17 protein-coding genes and 1 pseudogene are annotated in these 15,745 nt (G+C 73.7%); 12 read left to right on the top strand and 6 right to left on the bottom strand.

What is annotated here, in order from left to right:
* The first annotated feature begins 15 nt into the window (after positions 1 to 15).
* Positions 16 to 243 carry a hypothetical protein gene (locus WCD41_RS00535; RefSeq protein WP_337711416.1) on the top strand — a complete coding sequence of 76 codons (228 nt, stop codon included), beginning with the start codon at positions 16 to 18 and terminating at the stop codon, positions 241 to 243.
* Between the two features lie 73 nt (positions 244 to 316).
* Here WCD41_RS00535 and WCD41_RS00530 read toward each other — a convergent pair whose 3' ends face one another.
* Complete coding sequence (locus WCD41_RS00530) at positions 317 to 925, bottom strand: response regulator transcription factor (RefSeq protein WP_337711415.1); 609 nt, start codon at positions 923 to 925, stop codon at positions 317 to 319.
* Positions 926 to 1,050: 125 nt separating this feature from the next.
* On the opposite strand from WCD41_RS00530, the gene aroQ reads away from it, so the two are divergent.
* Positions 1,051 to 1,512, top strand: coding sequence for a type II 3-dehydroquinate dehydratase (aroQ, locus tag WCD41_RS00525; protein WP_337711414.1), 462 nt, complete (start codon positions 1,051 to 1,053; stop codon positions 1,510 to 1,512).
* Here the strand turns inward: aroQ and WCD41_RS00520 are convergent.
* Both WCD41_RS00520 and WCD41_RS00515 read right to left on the bottom strand, forming a co-directional pair.
* Positions 1,503 to 2,453, bottom strand: a complete 951-nt coding sequence (locus WCD41_RS00520) for an alpha/beta fold hydrolase (RefSeq protein ID WP_337711413.1) — start codon at positions 2,451 to 2,453, stop codon at positions 1,503 to 1,505. The genes aroQ and WCD41_RS00520 overlap by 10 nt on opposite strands.
* A gap of 5 nt (positions 2,454 to 2,458) precedes the next feature.
* On the bottom strand, positions 2,459 to 3,826 hold the full coding sequence (locus WCD41_RS00515) for an NAD(P)/FAD-dependent oxidoreductase (protein WP_337711412.1): 1,368 nt from the start codon (positions 3,824 to 3,826) through the stop codon (positions 2,459 to 2,461).
* On the opposite strand from WCD41_RS00515, the pseudogene WCD41_RS31080 reads away from it, so the two are divergent.
* From WCD41_RS31080 to WCD41_RS00490, 4 genes and pseudogenes are all read left to right on the top strand, one after another.
* Positions 3,810 to 5,137: pseudogene (locus tag WCD41_RS31080) on the top strand (SDR family oxidoreductase). The gene WCD41_RS00515 and the pseudogene WCD41_RS31080 overlap by 17 nt on opposite strands.
* Positions 5,138 to 5,162: 25 nt before the next feature.
* Positions 5,163 to 6,020 carry a glutamate racemase gene (locus WCD41_RS00500; protein ID WP_337711410.1) on the top strand — a complete coding sequence of 286 codons (858 nt, stop codon included), beginning with the start codon at positions 5,163 to 5,165 and terminating at the stop codon, positions 6,018 to 6,020.
* Between the two features lie 73 nt (positions 6,021 to 6,093).
* A complete protein-coding gene (locus WCD41_RS00495; protein WP_337711409.1) occupies positions 6,094 to 6,324 on the top strand; it encodes a three-helix bundle dimerization domain-containing protein in 231 nt (76 codons plus the stop codon).
* Positions 6,325 to 6,345: 21 nt separating this feature from the next.
* A complete protein-coding gene (locus WCD41_RS00490) occupies positions 6,346 to 6,705 on the top strand; it encodes a PRC-barrel domain-containing protein (RefSeq protein WP_337711408.1) in 360 nt (119 codons plus the stop codon).
* 89 nt (positions 6,706 to 6,794) lie between these two features.
* Here WCD41_RS00490 and WCD41_RS00485 read toward each other — a convergent pair whose 3' ends face one another.
* Complete coding sequence (locus WCD41_RS00485) at positions 6,795 to 7,553, bottom strand: lytic murein transglycosylase (protein WP_337711407.1); 759 nt, start codon at positions 7,551 to 7,553, stop codon at positions 6,795 to 6,797.
* 275 nt (positions 7,554 to 7,828) lie between these two features.
* Here WCD41_RS00485 and WCD41_RS00480 point away from each other — a divergent pair, with 275 nt between their 5' ends.
* Positions 7,829 to 8,776 carry an alpha/beta hydrolase gene (locus WCD41_RS00480; protein ID WP_337711406.1) on the top strand — a complete coding sequence of 316 codons (948 nt, stop codon included), beginning with the start codon at positions 7,829 to 7,831 and terminating at the stop codon, positions 8,774 to 8,776.
* Here the strand turns inward: WCD41_RS00480 and WCD41_RS00475 are convergent, their stop codons facing one another.
* Positions 8,777 to 9,505, bottom strand: coding sequence for a beta-ketoacyl-ACP reductase (locus WCD41_RS00475; RefSeq protein ID WP_337711405.1), 729 nt, complete (start codon positions 9,503 to 9,505; stop codon positions 8,777 to 8,779).
* Between the two features lie 240 nt (positions 9,506 to 9,745).
* On the opposite strand from WCD41_RS00475, the gene WCD41_RS00470 reads away from it, so the two are divergent.
* From WCD41_RS00470 to WCD41_RS00450, 5 genes are all read left to right on the top strand, one after another.
* Positions 9,746 to 11,026, top strand: coding sequence for an alpha/beta fold hydrolase (locus WCD41_RS00470; RefSeq protein ID WP_337711404.1), 1,281 nt, complete (start codon positions 9,746 to 9,748; stop codon positions 11,024 to 11,026).
* A 177-nt stretch (positions 11,027 to 11,203) separates the two neighbouring features.
* Positions 11,204 to 12,382, top strand: coding sequence for an acetyl-CoA C-acetyltransferase (locus tag WCD41_RS00465; RefSeq protein ID WP_337711403.1), 1,179 nt, complete (start codon positions 11,204 to 11,206; stop codon positions 12,380 to 12,382).
* 288 nt (positions 12,383 to 12,670) lie between these two features.
* Positions 12,671 to 13,759 carry an S-(hydroxymethyl)mycothiol dehydrogenase gene (locus WCD41_RS00460; protein ID WP_337711402.1) on the top strand — a complete coding sequence of 363 codons (1,089 nt, stop codon included), beginning with the start codon at positions 12,671 to 12,673 and terminating at the stop codon, positions 13,757 to 13,759.
* Entirely contained in the window at positions 13,756 to 14,400 is a 645-nt protein-coding gene (locus WCD41_RS00455; RefSeq protein WP_337711401.1) for an MBL fold metallo-hydrolase, read from the top strand. The genes WCD41_RS00460 and WCD41_RS00455 overlap by 4 nt, the downstream gene beginning before the upstream one ends.
* The gene (locus WCD41_RS00450) at positions 14,354 to 15,460 is read left to right on the top strand and encodes a gamma-glutamylcyclotransferase family protein (RefSeq protein WP_337711400.1); all 1,107 of its coding nucleotides are present in this window, start codon (positions 14,354 to 14,356) and stop codon (positions 15,458 to 15,460) included. The genes WCD41_RS00455 and WCD41_RS00450 overlap by 47 nt, the downstream gene beginning before the upstream one ends.
* Here WCD41_RS00450 and WCD41_RS00445 read toward each other — a convergent pair.
* On the bottom strand, positions 15,447 to 15,710 hold the full coding sequence (locus tag WCD41_RS00445) for a hypothetical protein (protein WP_337711399.1): 264 nt from the start codon (positions 15,708 to 15,710) through the stop codon (positions 15,447 to 15,449). The genes WCD41_RS00450 and WCD41_RS00445 overlap by 14 nt on opposite strands.
* Positions 15,711 to 15,745 lie beyond the last annotated feature (35 nt).

The raw sequence follows: 15,745 nt of genomic DNA, 5'->3' as shown, positions 1-15,745 counted from the left end.
GTACGATCGATGGTGATGGCCGCCCCGACCCGCACACCTGCCGCGCCCCGGTTCACCTTCGCCCGCGACACCCCGTACCGGGTCACCGTGCGCGACGAGGCCGGCGAGCGCCACGAATACACGCTCGACGCCTACCAGGGCTGGCTGTCGGGCCCCGACGGCATCCGCCACCGGTTCGGCACGCACCGGCGCACCCGCACCGAGCTGCGCGACGACAGCATCCGCGCCGTCGTCGGCCCCTGACCCGGCGGTCGACTCCCCTCGCGCGGTGTCCCGCCGCCTCCGACTCGGCAGGACAGGCGCGATCGGGGTCCGCTCAGGAGACCAGGCCGCAGCGGAACCCCTGGGCCACCGCCTGGGCGCGGTCGGCCGCGGAGAGCTTGCGGAACAGCCGGCGGGCGTGGGTCTTCACCGTGTCCTCGGACAGGTAGAGCTCGCGACCGATCTGGCCGTTGCTCTTGCCCTGGCTCATGCCGCGCAGGACCTGCATCTCGCGCTCGGTGAGGTTGACGCCCGCACCCGGTGTGGCCGAGCGCTGCATGGGCATCGAGCCGGCCTCGGCGCCGACGGCCGAGTGGGCCAGCGCGGCGACCAGCTCGGGACGCGAGGCGTCCCAGCGCAGGTAGCCGCGGGCGCCGCCCGCGATCGCGGCGGCGATGCTGCCGCCGTCGTCCGGCGCGCCGAAGACCATGACGTTGGCCTGCGGGTGAGCGGCCATGAGACGCCGGGTGGCCTCGGCGCCGGAGGCGACCGCGCGCTGGGTCCCGACGAACACGACGTCCGCGCTCTGGCGGGCGTAGCGGGTGAGCAGCTCGTCGGCGGTCGACACGCAGTCGATGCGCTGGACACCGGGCACCGCGGACATGACGCGCGTCAGTCCCTCGCGGACACTGCGCCGGTCGTCGCAGATCAGAACCGTCCTCATACAGACTCCGTCCGAGGTGGGGAGGCCGCCCAGGCAGGTGGTTGCCGTGGGCACTGCTCCCCTCATCGGCCGTCCCACCCGTCCGCTTGACCCCCGAATGACAACCACGTGGTTAGGAACCCCCGATGGAGTGGCACAGCAACCCCCGCCGCGTCCTGGTCGTCAACGGCCCCAACCTGGATCTCCTCGGCCGGCGCGAGCCCGGGATCTACGGCCACGACACCCTCGCCGACCTGGTCGAGCGCTGCCGGCGGACCGCCGCCGACCTTGGCCTCGAGGTCGACGCGCGCCAGAGCAACCACGAGGGCGTGCTCATCGACGCCGTCCACGAGGCCATGACCGACCACGGCGGAGTGATCATCAATCCGGGCGGATACACGCACACGTCCGTGGCCCTGCGCGACGCCCTGGCGGCGCTGCCGGTGCCGGTGGTCGAGGTGCACCTGTCGAACGTGCACGCCCGCGAGGCGTTCCGGTCGCACTCGTACGTCTCCCCGGTCGTGACCGCGGTGATCGCGGGCGCCGGCGTCACCGGCTACGACCTCGCGCTGCGCTTCCTCGCCGAGCGGATCGTGCGTCAGGCCTGAGCGAGCCCCGCCCGGCCGGCCAGCGCCGCCAGCTCGCCGGCCAGGGCGTCGGGGAACTGCAGCGGCAGGAAGTGCGAGCCCGGCAGGCGCACGAGCCGGGCGTCGGGCAGCGCCGCCGCGAAGGCGGCCATGTCGGCGGGCGGGGCGAGGGTGTCGTAGTCGCCCGCCACGACCGTGACGGGCATGGTCAGCGCGCGCAGGGCGTCGTCGTCCGGGGCCTCGTGGCCGGCGGCGGCGAGCACCATGCGCGAGAACCACGTCCAGTCATGGCGGGCGAACTGCCGGGCGACCTCGGCGAGCGTGATCATCGGCGCGGCGGAGCCGGTGGGGTCGAACGCGGCGGGATCGACGCCGGCGCGGCCGAACGCCTCCCGTCCGGCGTCCATGCTGCGCGGGAGCAGGTCGATCACTCCGGAGATCGGCGGCCCGACGACGCGCAGCAGCCACCCGCCGAGCTGAGCGGCCCGCCGGTGCACGCCCTCGGGGACCCCGATCCCCGGCACGGCGCCCGGGAACGCGGGCAGCACGCGGAAGAGCCCGGTGGCGACGCCGCCGAGGGCGAGCAGGCCCGCGACGCGGTCGGGTGCGCGGCGGGCCGCCTCCACCGCCACCGCGACGCCCACCGACCAGCCGACGACCAGCGCGCGCTCCATGCCCGCGGCGTCCATGACGGCGAGCAGGTCGTCTGCGTGGTCGCCGATCCCGATGCGCGTCTCGTCGTCGGGACGGGCCGAGCCACCCAGGCCGCGGTGGTGCCACGTCGTGGCGTGGTAGCCGCAGCCCGGCCCGTGCAGGAACGGCCAGGCCGTCGGGCTCGCCCCCAGCCCGTTGGACAGCACGACCGGCACCCCCGCGGCGTCGTTGTCCCAGCGCCGCAGGAGCGTGCCGTCCGCGGTGAGCAGGTCCTCGACGTGCCCACCGGGACCCTCGGCGGTCGTCACGCCCTTCAGGATGCCGCAGCGGCCCGCTTCTTCATGTCCTCCTCGGAGAGGTAGTCGCGCGTCTCCTCGAACGACGACGTCTCGCTCTTGCGGCCGTGCAGGAAGCCGATGCGGATGAAGTCGTCGCCGCCGAAGAGGTGGAGGATCCAGTTGAAGACGACGCGGGCGCGCGTGCGGGTCTGGGGCAGCGCGTAGAGGTGGTAGCCCCGCGTCACGATCTGGGCGACGAAGCCCGTGAGGCGCAGCTTCAGCGGGTGCGCCACCGCCTGGGTGCCGCCGAGGTCGACCACGAGGCCCAGGTCGTGGTGCTTGTACTCGCGCAGCGGCTGGCCGCGCAGCGAGGCGACGACGTTGTCCGCCGCGATGACCGCCTGCCGCGTCGCGTGCTGCGCCGTGGGCGGGCAGATCGTCGACCCCGGCGGGGTCGCGGTCAGGTCGGGGACGGCGGCGGCGTCGCCGAGGGTGAAGACGTCCTCGTACCCGTCGAGGCGCAGGTCGGTGCCCGTCTTGACGCGGCCGCGGACGAGCTCGACGCCGAGCGTCTTGACCAGCGGGCTCGCCGTCACGCCCGCGGTCCAGACGAGGGTCTTGGTGGGGATGACGGTGCCGTCGGTGAGGGTGACGCTGTCGTCGGTCACCTGCTCCACGCCCGTCTCGAGGCGCACGGAGATGCCGCGGCGGCGCAGCAGGTCGAGGGCTTCCTCGCCGAGGCGCTGCCCGAGCTCCGGCATCAGCCGCGGCGCGATGTCGATGAGCGTCCACCGGACGAGCGTCGGGTCGAGGCGCGGGAAGCGCTTCATCGCCGCGTCGGTGAGCAGCTCGAGGCTCGCGGCCGTCTCGGTGCCCGCGTAGCCACCGCCGACCACGACGAAGCTGCAGCGGGCCGCGCGCTCCTCGGGGTCGGTCGAGGCGTTGGCCAGCTCGAGCTGGGAGAGCACGTGGTCGCGCAGGTAGGCGGCCTCGCCGAGGTTCTTCATGCCCAGGCCGTGCTCCTCGAGCCCGGGGATGTCGAACTGGCGGGTGACGCTGCCGGCCGTGATGACCAGACGGTCGTAGGGTAGGTCGACGACGGCCTCGTCGATCTTGCGGACGACCGCCACCTTGCGCTCCAGGTCCAGGCCGACGACCTGGCCCGGCAGGCGCTGCGCCCTCTTGATCGCCCGGGGCAGCGGCACGGTGACCGACTGCGCGGTGATCACCCCGGCCGCGACCTGGGGCAGCAGGGGCAGGTAGAGCATGTAGTCGTGGGGGTTGACCACCACGATCTCGACCTCGCCGCGCGACAGCTCGTCCTTGAGCTCACGTTCGAGGCGCTGGACGCACTTCAAGCCGGCGAACCCGGCGCCGACCACCACGATGCGTTGCGCACTCATTGTCGACCTCGTCCCTCCTGTCGCGCATGACGTCCTGCGGAGTCTGCCCTGGTGGCTCCGCCGCGACACCTTCCCGCGTCGACCCGTCCGGACCCATGACGGCGCTCACACGACCCGTCACCCCGAATCACGCAGCGCGACCGCGCCGGTTCGTGGTCTCCTCCCGGGCACCCGAAGGGGGCGGACCCCTCGGCCCGACACCGAGGAGACCCCCATGTCGAGGACCGTGCTGTTCACCGGTTTCCCCGGGTTCCTCGGCAGCGCGCTGCTGCCGCGCACGCTGCGCCGCTCCCCCGACGCCGCGGCCGTCGCCCTGGTGCAGGAGCGCTGGCTCGACCAGGCGCGCCGCACGCTCGAGCGCCTGGAGACCGCCGAGCCGGAGATCGCGGGGCGCACGCGTCTCGTCGTCGGCGACATCACGCGGCCCGACCTCGGGCTCGACGCCGCCGAGGCCGACGCGCTGCGGGCCGGGCCGCTGGAGATCTTCCACCTCGCCGCGGTGTACGACCTGTCGGTGCCCGCCGACCTCGCCTGGTCGGTCAACGTCGACGGCACGCGCCACGTCGTCGACCTGGCGCGGTCGGCGGGCGAGCTCGTCCGGCTGCAGTACGTCAGCACTGCTACGTCTCCGGGCGCTACGACGGGATCTTCGCCGAGGACGACCTCGAGCTCGGGCAGACGTTCTCCAACCACTACGAGCACACCAAGCACGAGGCCGAGCGCATCGTCGCCAAGGCGCGCGAGGCCGGTATGCCGGTGACGATCTACCGGCCGTCGGTGGTCGTGGGCGACAGCCGCACCGGCGAGACCCAGAAGTACGACGGGCCCTACTACGCGCTGCAGCTCATCGCGCGCCAGGGACGGATCGCGGCGATGCCGCTGCCCGGTGACCCGTCGCGCGTGCAGTTCAACCTCGTGCCGAGCGACTTCGTCGTCGACGCGATCGCCGCGCTCGCGCCGCACCCGCCCGCCGAGGGGCGCACCGTCGCGCTCGCCGCCCCGCACCCGCCGACCGTGCTGGAGATGTGCCGGGCGTTCGCGGCGCACACCGACAAGAAGCTGCGCGTCGTCCCGGTGCCGACGGGCCTGTCGCGGTTCGCGATCGATCACCTGCCCGGGGTGTCGGCGCTGTTCAAGCTCCCGTCCTCGACGCTCGACTACCTCACCCACCCCACCGTCTACGACGTCACCGCCAGCACGGCGCTGCTCGACGAGGTGGGCGTGCGGTGCCCGCCCTTCGCCGAGCACGTCGGCGCGATGGTCGCCTTCCACCGCGAGCACCCGGACGTGGGCAGCGCCGCGATGGTCTGAGAACGGGCGTCCTAGACTCGTCACGATGTCCCGTCGCGTGGCGCTCATCGACTCGGGGTGCGGTCTGCTGCCCACCGCCGGGTGGCTGCGCCACCTGCGCCCCGACCTCGCGCTCGACCTCTACCTCGACCCCGAGGGCATGCCCTGGGGCTCGAAGCCGTCGGAGTGGATCGTCGACCGGGTCGTCGGCACCGGCCGCCGCGCCGTCGCCCGTGGTGCCGACGCGATCGTCGTGCCGTGCAACACCGCGTCGGTGACGGCGGTCGTGCCGCTGCGGGCGGCCGTCGAGCCCGAGCGGCCCGTCGTGGCGACGGTGCCCGCGGTGAAGCCCGCCGGCGCGACCGGGCTGCCGTTCGCGGTGTGGGCCACCGAGCGCACCACCGCCAGCGCCTACCAGGCCGACCTGCTCGAGCAGTTCGCCGCGCCCGGCCAGGCCGACGCGGTCGCGTGCCCCGGGCTCGCGACGGCCGTCGAGCACGCCGACGCCTCTGCCGTCCGCGACGCGATCGCCCTCGCCGCGGCGCGGACCCCGGCCCGCGCCCGGTCGGTGGTGCTGGGCTGCACGCACTACCCCCTGGTCGTCGACGACATCCTCGCCGCGCTCCCGCCGGGCACCGGCCTGCACGACAGCTCGCGGGCCGTGGCCGGGCAGGCGCTGCGCCGCCTCGGCCTGCCCGAGGATCCCGCCGCCGAGCCCGCCGAGGTCCGCGTCCACCTCGGGGGCGAGGAGGGCCCGCTCCCGGCGGCGGCGCTGTCCTACCCGATCGGCCGGGCGCTGGCCCGCGGCGGGCGGATCGCGCGGGCCGAGCTCCCGGCCACCGACGAGTCCGGGCGCGGGACCGACCCGGACACCGCGGAGCAGCCGGCGCTGCGGGGAGTGTGACCTTCTCGGTCGGGGGTGTGAGCCTCTGATCATCGAGCTGCGCAACCGCTTGCGCCAGTGGTCGACTCGCACCATGACCACCACGCTCGACACGGCCGTCGGCGCCCGTCGTGACGCTTCGGCCGACACCGCGCTCGCCGACACCGAGGCCCGCCTGGTCGACCGCTGGACCGCCCAGGGCGTGCCCGCCGAGCACGTGCACCACCTCGTCGCCGACGCCCGCGAGCGCCTCGCCGGGGCCCGCATCCACGCCTTCCTCCCGATCCTCGTCGAGCGCGCGGTGCGCAACGCCCTGGCGGTCTGACGACCCCCTAGGGTCCTCGGTGTGATCCCCGCCGAGAACATCCGCGACTGGCGCGGCCGTCCCGTCGTCGACGTCGAGGAGACGAAGATCGGCACGCTCGAGGCCGTCTACGTCGACACCCTCGGCGACGAGGCGGTCTTCGTGACGGTGAAGCTGTCGTCGCTCTTCGGCAAGGCGCGGCTGGTGTTCGCGCCGCTCAAGGGCGCCGTGGTGACCCCCGAGCACCTCAAGGTGGCGTTCCCCCGAGATCTCGTGCGCGAGGCGCCGGGGATCGACACCGACGGCGAGCTGCACGCCGCCGACGAGCCGGGGGTGTTCACGCACTACGGGTTCGAGTACCGGACGGGGTCGCTGGGCGAGCGGCGGCTGGCGCGGCGCTGACCTCGCCGCGCGGCGACCCGCCCCGCGATCGCTGTTCCGGTGACGATCGCACTCACATCTGACATCGATCGTCACCGAGACGGCGATCGTCAGCTGACCCCCTCCGCCGCCCCCACCGCCTCGCGCCGCACGCGGTCGACGTAGGCCTGGGACCGGTTGTAGGCGAGCACCGCGGTGCGCCAGTCGTCGCCGCGGCGCAGGTCGCGGTCGTCCTCGCACAGGTAGCGGGCGGCGGCGAGGGCCGCGTCGTCGAGGTCGTCCGGGTCGCTCACGCCGTCGCCGTCCCCGTCGGCCCCGTAGAGCGCCCAGGTCGACGGGATGAACTGCAGCGGCCCGACGGCGCGGTCGTAGGTGGTGTCGCCGTCGAGGCGGCCGCCGTCGGTGTCGCGGATCTCGCGGTTGCCGTTCGTGCCGTCGAGCTCGGGACCGCGGATGGGGTCGACGGGCCGCCCGGCGTCGTCGAGCGCGGTGTTCCCGAACCGGCCGTGGTTCGACTCGACCCGCCCGAGGCCCGCGAGCGTCACCCATGACAGGCCGCACTCCGCCAGCTCGCCGCGGGCGGCGACCTCGGCGCCCGCGTAGGCGAGCAGCGCCCGGGCCGGCACGCCCGTCGGGCCCGACGCCGTCTGAGCCCACGGCGTCCGTGCCGCGGCGTCGGCCGGCACCGGCCCGGCGGCGGGCTGCGCGTAGGCGGGCAGCGCGTCGGGTCCTCGACGACTCACCGCCACGACCCCCGCGATCCCGGCCCCGATGATCAGAACGAGCACCACCGCCGCGACGAGCAGGTTCTCGAGCTGCCGGGCGTCCGGCCCGGCGCGGTCGCGGGACTCGGTCGGCGGCGTGCTCACCGTGCGGACGCTACGGAAGCGCCCGTCGGGGTCCGGTGGGGCGGGCGCCCGACCGCCGCCGACCGGAGCAACCGCCCGCCGGTGGGGTCGGGGGTGTCGTCGACGCGACACGCGCGTCACCCGCTCGTCCTCGTGCGACGGGAGCCGGTCACCGACAGGACCCGATCGATGCTCCGTTCGGGGCGCATCGGCCAGGGCTGATCGTGCAGGCTGTCGCCCTCCGCCGGGCGGCGTGGCCGGCGGGGGTCGCAGGAGGGCTCGCGGGAGGGGGCGCCATGGACATCGACGTCCGGCTGCGCGTGTTCACGTGGTTCGCCGACGTGTCGGGGGCCGTGGCGGTCAGTCGCATGGGTCCCGACGAGATCTCGCGGGCACGCTCGCGGCGCCTGAGCCACAACGTCGTCACCTCACGGGTGTTCGGGCCGATGCCGCGCGGGGTGTTCGTCACCGACCGCGTCGCCGACACCGACGTCGGGCCCCGCCCGGTGCGGCTCTACCGCCCGCACACCGCCCGCGCCCTGCCCGTCGTCGTCAACTTCCACGGCGGGGGCGGCACGCTCGGCAACCTCGACCAGTCCGACTGGCTGTGCGCGCACGTGGCGGCGCGCGTCGGAGCGCTGGTGGTGTCGGTGGACTACCGCCTGGCCCCGGAGCACCCCTACCCCGCCGGCCGCGAGGACGGGTACGCCGCCGTCAGCTGGGCCGCCCGCCACGCCGACGCGCTGGGCGCCCGCGCCGACCGCCTCGCCGTCATGGGCGACAGTGCCGGGGGCAACCTCGCGGCGGTCGTGTGCCTGCTGGCGCGCGAGGCCGGGCCGGTGATCGACGCGCAGGTGCTGCTCTACCCCGTGCTCGACCTGACCTTCGAGCGCGCGTCGGTCGACCGCTTCGCGAGCGGCCCGGTGCTCACCCGCGCCGACATGGACGTGTTCCGGGCCCACTACCTCGGCGAGGACGGCGACGCGACCGACCCCATGTGCTCGCCGCTGCTCGCCCCCGACGTCGGCGACCTGCCGCCCGCCCTGATCGTCACGGCGGGCGTCGACCCGCTGCACGACGACGGCGTCGACTACGCCGGGCGGCTCGAGGAGGCCGGCGTGCCCGTGCGGCACACCGACCACCCCCGGGCCGTGCACGGCTTCCTGTCGTTCCCCGGCGTCTGCCGGGCGTCGGCGGTCGCGCTCGACGACGTCTGCGCCGAGCTCACGACCCGTCTCTCCTGACTACATGTGCAGGCCACCGTTGACCGAGTAGACCTGCCCGGTGATGTACTCCGACTCGGGGTCGGCGAGGAACTCCACCACGCGCGCGACCTCGTCGGGCTGGCCGAGGCGCTTCATGGGGATGCCCGAGACGATCTTCTCGATGGCCTTCTCCGGCACCGCGGCCACCATGTCGGTCTCGATGTACCCGGGCGCGACGCAGTTGACGGTGACGCCCTTGCGGGCGCCCTCCTGGGCCATCGACATCGTCATGCCGAACAGGCCGGACTTCGTCGCGGCGTAGTTGACCTGGCCGGCGTTGCCCGCCTCGCCGATCACCGAGCTGATGTTGACGATGCGGCCGCTGCCCCGCTCGGCCATCTGCAGGTAGGCCAGCTGAGCCATGTAGAACGTGCCCGAGAGGTTGACCTGGACCACGCGGTCCCAGTCGTCGACCTCCATCTTGGCCACCATCTTGTCCGCGGTGATGCCGGCGTTGTTGACCAGCACGTCCACCCGGCCGTGAGCCCGGACGACCTCGTCGAAGACGCGCTCGCAGTCGCCGCGCTCGCCGATGTTGCCCTGGTGGATGGTGATCAGGTCGGGGAACTCGGCCTGGAGGTTCTCGGCCGACGTCGGGTCCGACGAGTAGCCGACGCCGACCTTCATCCCGCGCCTGGCGAGCCGCGTGCTGATCGCCCGTCCGATCCCGCGGGCCCCGCCCGTCACCAGGGCCACCTGTCCGGTCATGTCTCCCATGCGTGCTCCCTCGCTCGATGGTCCGCGTCGGGACTCTCTCTACCCGGACGGTGGCCCGCACCACACGACCCGGTGGCCATCGAAGTCGGGTTCTGCCGCCACCGGAAGGCCAGGACGCCTCCTACTCGTGGGTAGGACGTCGTTGCGAAACATCCCAAGCGGCCCGTACGGTCCATGCAGCACCCAACGCCGGGTGCAGCGAGCGCCCGCAGGGGCGCGAGGAGGTGCGCCATGACGGCCCCCACCGACGAGCACGCCGCCGACACCCCGGCCGACACCACCGCCGGCGACCCCATCGCGGCCCAGACCGAGGCCCCTTCCCCCGACCCCGCCGCGTACCTGCGCGGTTACCACGCCACGGCCGCTGTGCGCGGTGCGGCCGAGCTGACCAAGGGGGCGGGCTACGTGCTGCGCCGCGCCCTGGAGCAGTCGGCCTCGCCCGGGCGCAACACCCGCGACGCGCAGCGCTGGTGGCGACACGTCCTCACCCGGCGGCGCCCGCAGTGGCACAACGACCACGAGATCGTGTTCGAGACCCCGATCGCGCGGCTCCGGGACTTCTCTGGGCCTTCTCCCACCCACCCCGACACCGACGACGTCGTCCCGACGCTCGTGCTGCCGCCGCAGGCCGGGCACGACTCGTGCATCGTCGACTTCCAGCCCCGCCAGTCGCAGATGATGGTCATCCGCGAGGCCGGCCTGACCCGCGCGTTCACCCTGGATTGGGTCGGCGCCACCCGCGCCACCTCGGGCACGACGATCTCGGACTACATCGCGGTGGTCGACCGCGCGGTCGAGCACTGCGGTGGGCACGTGAACCTCGTCGGCGACTGCCAGGGCGGCTGGCTCGCGACGATCTACGCGGCGATCCACCCGGAGAAGGTCAACACGCTGACCCTGGCCGGCGCGCCGATCGACTTCCACGCCGGCGAGACGCCCATCGGCGCGTCGTCGCGGGTGATGACCCAGCGCTTCGGCCAGCTGCCCTACCGCGCGATGGTCGCCGCGGGCGGCGGCAACATGCCGGGGTCGTTCGTGCTCGGCGGCTTCATCGCCATCCGCCCCGAGGCGGAGATCGCCAAGCACGTCGACCTGCTGCGCAACCTCGACGACGCGGGCGCGATCGCCCGCTACGAGGCGTTCGAGGACTGGTTCAAGCACACGCAGGACGTGCCCGGCACGTTCTACCTGTGGCTGGTCGAGCACCTGTTCGCCGGCAACGAGCTGATCAGCGGCGAGCTCGAGGTCGACGGGAAGCGGGTGGACATGCGGAACATCGCGTGCCCGCTGTTCCTGCTCGGCGGGGCGACCGACCACATCACGCCGCCGGTGCAGGTCTTCGCCGCCGCCGACCACGTGTCGACCCCGGCCGACCAGGTCACCCGGCGCACCGCCCCGGGCGGGCACCTGGGTCTGTTCATGGGCAACCAGGCGCTGCGCCACGAGTGGCCGCCGCTGATGGCCGCGGTGGCCGAGCACTCCCGGTCGACGGGGGCGCGCCGCAGCGCTTGACCGATCGAGCACGACGGTGACGGGGCGCGCCCGACCCTGGGTATCGCCCCGTCACCCCGGGTACTTTCCGACCATCCGGCGCTGCGCACCGCAGTCGCCTGCCCGCGGGTCACCGGCGCGGTGACCCTCCAGGTGTCCCGGCCCATCGTCGGGCCCATCCGCGACCAGGAGGACCCCATGCCCGGTTCCGTCATCGTCTCCGGCGCCCGCACCCCGATCGGCAAGCTCTCCGGCGCGTTCGCCGGCCTGCCCGTCCAGACGCTCGGCACGGTGGCGATCAAGAAGGCCCTCGAGCAGGCCGGGCTCTCGGGCGAGCAGGTCGAGTACCTGATCATGGGTCAGGTCATCCAGGCCGGCGCGGGCCAGAACCCGGCCCGCAAGGCCGGCACCGACGCGGGCCTGCCGATGTCGACGCCGTCGTTCACGCTCAACAAGGTCTGTCTGTCGGGCCTCGACGCCATCGCCCTGGCCGACCAGATGATCCAGGCCGGCGAGTACGACATCGTCGTCGCGGGCGGCATGGAGTCGATGACCGAGGGCCCGTACCTGCTGCCGAAGGCGCGTCGCGGCTTCAAGTACGGCGCCGGCACGGTCGTCGACGCCACCGAGTACGACGCGCTGACCGACGTCTACGACCACGAGTCGATGGGCGCCTCCACCGAGCGCTTTTCGAAGTCGATCGGCCTGTCGCGCGAGGCGATGGACGAGTTCTCCGCCGCGTCGCACCAGCGCGCCGCCGACGCCGCCAAGAACGGCCGCTTCGACGCCGAGATCGCCCCCGTGGAGATCCCCCAGCGCAAGGGCGAGCCGATCGTCGTCACCGAGGACGAGGGCGTCCGCGGCGACACGACCGCCGAGGGCCTGGGCAAGCTGCGCCCGGCGTTCGACAAGGAGGGGGCCATCACGGCGGGCTCCTCGTCGCAGATCTCCGACGGCGCCGCCGCCGCCGTGATCATGTCGGAGAAGAAGGCCAAGGAGCTTGGCCTCGAGGTCCTGGCGACCATCGGGCACCACGGCTGGGTCGCCGGCCCTGACAACTCGCTGCTCTCGCAGCCCTCGAACGCAATCTTCAAGGCCCTCAAGCGCGAGGGGAAGAGCGCCACGGACCTCGAGATGCTCGAGATCAACGAGGCGTTCGCGGCCGTCGCGCTGCAGTCGACCACCGAGCTCGGCGTGGACCCGGAGCGCGTGAACCCCGACGGCGGCGCCATCGCCCTCGGCCACCCCGTCGGCGCCAGCGGCGCGCGGATCGCGGTGCACCTCGCGCACGAACTCCGTCGCCGCGGCGGCGGCATCGGTGCGGCCGGCCTCTGCGGCGGCGGCGGCCAGGGCTCGGCGCTGATCCTGCACGTCTGACCGGACGTCCGTCTCTTCACCCGACCACGGCGACGCGGCGGTCACCTCCCGAGGTGGCCGCCGCGTCGTCGTCACCGGATGTTCCCGCTGAGGGGAACCGTGGCGCGCGCCCGTGCGTCGAACCCGGTACGGGGCCGTGGCCGGTGGGAGGAGCCGGGCACGGCCCCGCCTCCCGATCCGCCTTCATGATCATGCTGACGGCGGTGACCATGGTCGGGTGCGCATGCCATGGTGGTCGTCCGGGCACAGGTGACCGGGAGCACATCCTCAGAACACGGAGGCCAGCACATGCCGCAGGAGGTCCGGGGCGTCGTGTCCCGGGAGAAGGGCAAGCCGGTGACGGTCGAGACGATCGTCATCCCCGATCCCGGTCCGGGCGAGGCCGTGGTGAAGGTCCAGGCCTGCGGGGTCTGCCACACCGACCTGCACTACCGCGAGGGGAACATCGAGGACGCCTACCCGTTCCTGCTCGGCCACGAGGCCGCGGGCACGGTCGAGGCCCTGGGCGAGGGCGTCCAGGGGCTCGAGGTCGGCGACTACGTGATCCTCAACTGGCGCGCGGTCTGCGGGGTCTGTCGCGCGTGCCGGAAGGGCAAGCACCACCTCTGCTTCGACACCCACAACGTCGCGCAGGCGATGACGCTCAAGGACACGGGCGAGGAGCTCAAGCCGGCTCTGGGCATCGGGGCGTTCGCGGAGAAGACGCTGGTGCACTCCGGGCAGTGCACGAAGGTCAACCCGGACATCGATCCGGCCCAGGCCGGGCTGATCGGCTGCGGGATCATGGCCGGCGCGGGTGCGGCGATCAACACGGGCGAGGTCAAGCGCGGCGAGACGGTCGCGGTGATCGGCTGCGGCGGCGTCGGCGACGCGGCGATCGCGGGCGCGGCGCTCGCCGGGGCGACCACGATCATCGCGGTCGACACCGAGGACCGGAAGCTCGAGTGGGCCAAGGGCTTCGGCGCCACCCACACGATCAACGCCAAGAACACCGACCCGGTGCAGGGCATCCGCGACCTCACCGACGGCTTCGGTGCCGACGTGGTCGTCGACGCCGTGGGCATCCCGGCCACGTGGAAGCAGGCCTTCGAGGCCCGCGACCTCGCCGGCCGGCTCGTCCTGGTCGGCGTGCCGTCGCCGGACATGAAGCTCGAGGCGGACTTCCAGCCGTTCTTCTCCCACGGCGGGTCGCTGCGCTCGTCCTGGTACGGCGACTGCCTGCCCAGCCGCGACTTCCCCATGCTGGTCGACCTGGCCCTGCAGGGCCGTTTCCCGCTCGACAAGTTCGTCACCGAGCGGATCTCGCTCGACGACGTCGAGCAGTCCTTCGAGAAGATGCATCACGGCGACGTGCTGCGTTCGGTGGTGATCCTGTGACGGCCGAGAAGATCGGCAACGGCGTCGAGCACCTCACGACGTCGGGCAAGTTCGAGATCGACGGCAATTCCTTCGACGTCGACAACAACGTCTGGATCATCGGTGACTCGTCCGAGGTGGTCCTGCTGGACGCCCCGCACGACGCCGAGGCGATCAAGAAGGCGGTCGGCGACCGCAACGTCGTGGCCATCCTGTGCACCCACTCGCACAACGACCACGTCAACGCCGCCCCGGCGATCGCGGCGGCCTACGACGCGCCGATCCTGCTCAACCCGGAGGACCGGGTCGTCTGGAACCTCACCTACCCGGACCGCGAGCCGGACGGGGAGATCCACGACGGCGAGACGTTCACCATCGGCGGGATCGACCTGCGGGCGATCCACACGCCGGGGCACTCCCCCGGCTCGACGGTGTTCTACGCGCCCGACATCGGCACGCTGTTCTCCGGCGACACCCTGTTCAACGGGGGGCCGGGGGCCACCGGGCCGTCGTACTCCGACTTCAGCGTGCTCATCGAGCAGCTGGCCGACAAGGTCTTCTCGCTGCCCGGCGACACCATCGTGCGCACCGGGCACGGTGACACGACCAAGGTCGGTGACGAGGCCGCGCGCCTCGAGGAGTACCGCGAGCGGGGCTACTGAGGTCCTGACCGCACATCCGGACGACGAGTACCCGGCCGACCCCTACCCCGGGGTCGCGCCGGGTTTCTCGTTCGTGCACCTCGACGCGGCGAGCCACCGGCTCGAGCCCTCCGACCGCGCCGCCGGCTGGACGGTCGACGGTGAGGACCTCGACCGCTGGCTCGCCGGTCGCGGGGCCGTGCCGATGACCGGCCGGGTGCCGGTGCTGGCGTTCGGCTCCAACCGCTGCCCCGGGAAGCTGACGTGGCTGCGCGAGCACCTCGGCCTGCGCGGGCCGGTCGTGGTGCTGCGCGCCCGGGTCGAGGGCCTCGCCGCGGTGTGGGCCGCGGGGCTGCGGGCGCGCGACGGGGCGCGGCCGGCGACGCTGGCCTCGGCACCGGGCGCGGTCGAGACCCACGCGGTGTGGATGGCGACGCCCGACCAGGTCGCCGTCCTCGACCGGTGCGAGGGCCGCGGGGAGCGCTACGACCTGGTGCGCCTGCACACCGGGCGCGTCGTCACCGAGGACGGGGCGCGCCTCGACGGCGTCTGGACCTACTGGGCCGGCGACCCGGTGCGCGCGCCGTTGCTCGTCGACGGCGTGCCGGTGCCGGTCGCGACGCTGGACCAGGCGCTCGCCCGCGACCTGGTCGGTACCCCGGCGGCACCCACCCCGGACCTCGTCACCGTCGAGCACGGCCGCCCCGACCCGTCGTCGTGGCCGGACCGCGTCTTCGTCTACGGGACGCTGCTGCCGGGCCGGTCGGCGTGGTCGTTGATGGCTCCCCACGTCCGCGGCGAGCCCCTCGAGGCGTCGCTGCCCGGCCGGGTGCACGACACCGGTCTCGGCTACCCGGCGCTCGTCCGCGGCGGTCCGGGACGGGCGCGCGGCGCGGTGCTGACGCTGGCCGACCCACCCCGCGCCCTGCCGCGCCTCGACGAGTACGAGGGGCCCGACTACCGGCGCGAGCGGGCGGTCGCCCACACCCCCGCCGGCCCCGTGCCCACGTGGGTCTGGACCTGGCCGGGGCCGGTGCGCGGGGAGCCGCTCGGGGAGGCCTGGCCCGCTACCGGACCGTGACGGCGATGCCCGGACGCACCGTGGCGAGCGGCGCGGCCGGCGCCTCGACGGGCGTCTCGCCACGGCGCCGCTCCGACCGGCCGAGCGCGAGCAGCGCCAGGCCGACGACGAACGCCGTCCCGGCCAGGACGAGCACGCCCAGGGCCACGAGCTCCGGGATGCCGTGCAGCCGGGGCACACCCGGCACCGCCAGGGGCACCGCACCGAGCAGCAGGACCACCGTCACCGCCGACACCACGAGCACCCGCACGTCCCGACCCCCCGTTTCCGTGGATCTCCATCGTC

Source organism: Actinomycetospora aeridis (genome assembly GCF_037400275.1).
Classification (GTDB): Bacteria; Actinomycetota; Actinomycetes; order Mycobacteriales; family Pseudonocardiaceae; genus Actinomycetospora; species Actinomycetospora aeridis.
This window is presented reverse-complemented; position numbering and strand designations above follow the sequence as displayed.

Bases quoted from the DNA above. Each gene is read 5' to 3' on its own strand.
- WCD41_RS00535 (WP_337711416.1), top strand. From the start codon at position 16: ATGGCCGCCCCGACCCGCACACCTGCCGCGCCCCGGTTCACCTTCGCC.
- WCD41_RS00530 (WP_337711415.1), bottom strand. From the start codon at position 925: ATGAGGACGGTTCTGATCTGCGACGACCGGCGCAGTGTCCGCGAGGGA.
- aroQ (WP_337711414.1), top strand. From the start codon at position 1,051: ATGGAGTGGCACAGCAACCCCCGCCGCGTCCTGGTCGTCAACGGCCCC.
- WCD41_RS00515 (WP_337711412.1), bottom strand. From the start codon at position 3,826: ATGAGTGCGCAACGCATCGTGGTGGTCGGCGCCGGGTTCGCCGGCTTG.
- WCD41_RS00500 (WP_337711410.1), top strand. From the start codon at position 5,163: ATGTCCCGTCGCGTGGCGCTCATCGACTCGGGGTGCGGTCTGCTGCCC.
- WCD41_RS00495 (WP_337711409.1), top strand. From the start codon at position 6,094: ATGACCACCACGCTCGACACGGCCGTCGGCGCCCGTCGTGACGCTTCG.
- WCD41_RS00480 (WP_337711406.1), top strand. From the start codon at position 7,829: ATGGACATCGACGTCCGGCTGCGCGTGTTCACGTGGTTCGCCGACGTG.
- WCD41_RS00475 (WP_337711405.1), bottom strand. From the start codon at position 9,505: ATGACCGGACAGGTGGCCCTGGTGACGGGCGGGGCCCGCGGGATCGGA.
- WCD41_RS00470 (WP_337711404.1), top strand. From the start codon at position 9,746: ATGACGGCCCCCACCGACGAGCACGCCGCCGACACCCCGGCCGACACC.
- WCD41_RS00465 (WP_337711403.1), top strand. From the start codon at position 11,204: ATGCCCGGTTCCGTCATCGTCTCCGGCGCCCGCACCCCGATCGGCAAG.
- WCD41_RS00460 (WP_337711402.1), top strand. From the start codon at position 12,671: ATGCCGCAGGAGGTCCGGGGCGTCGTGTCCCGGGAGAAGGGCAAGCCG.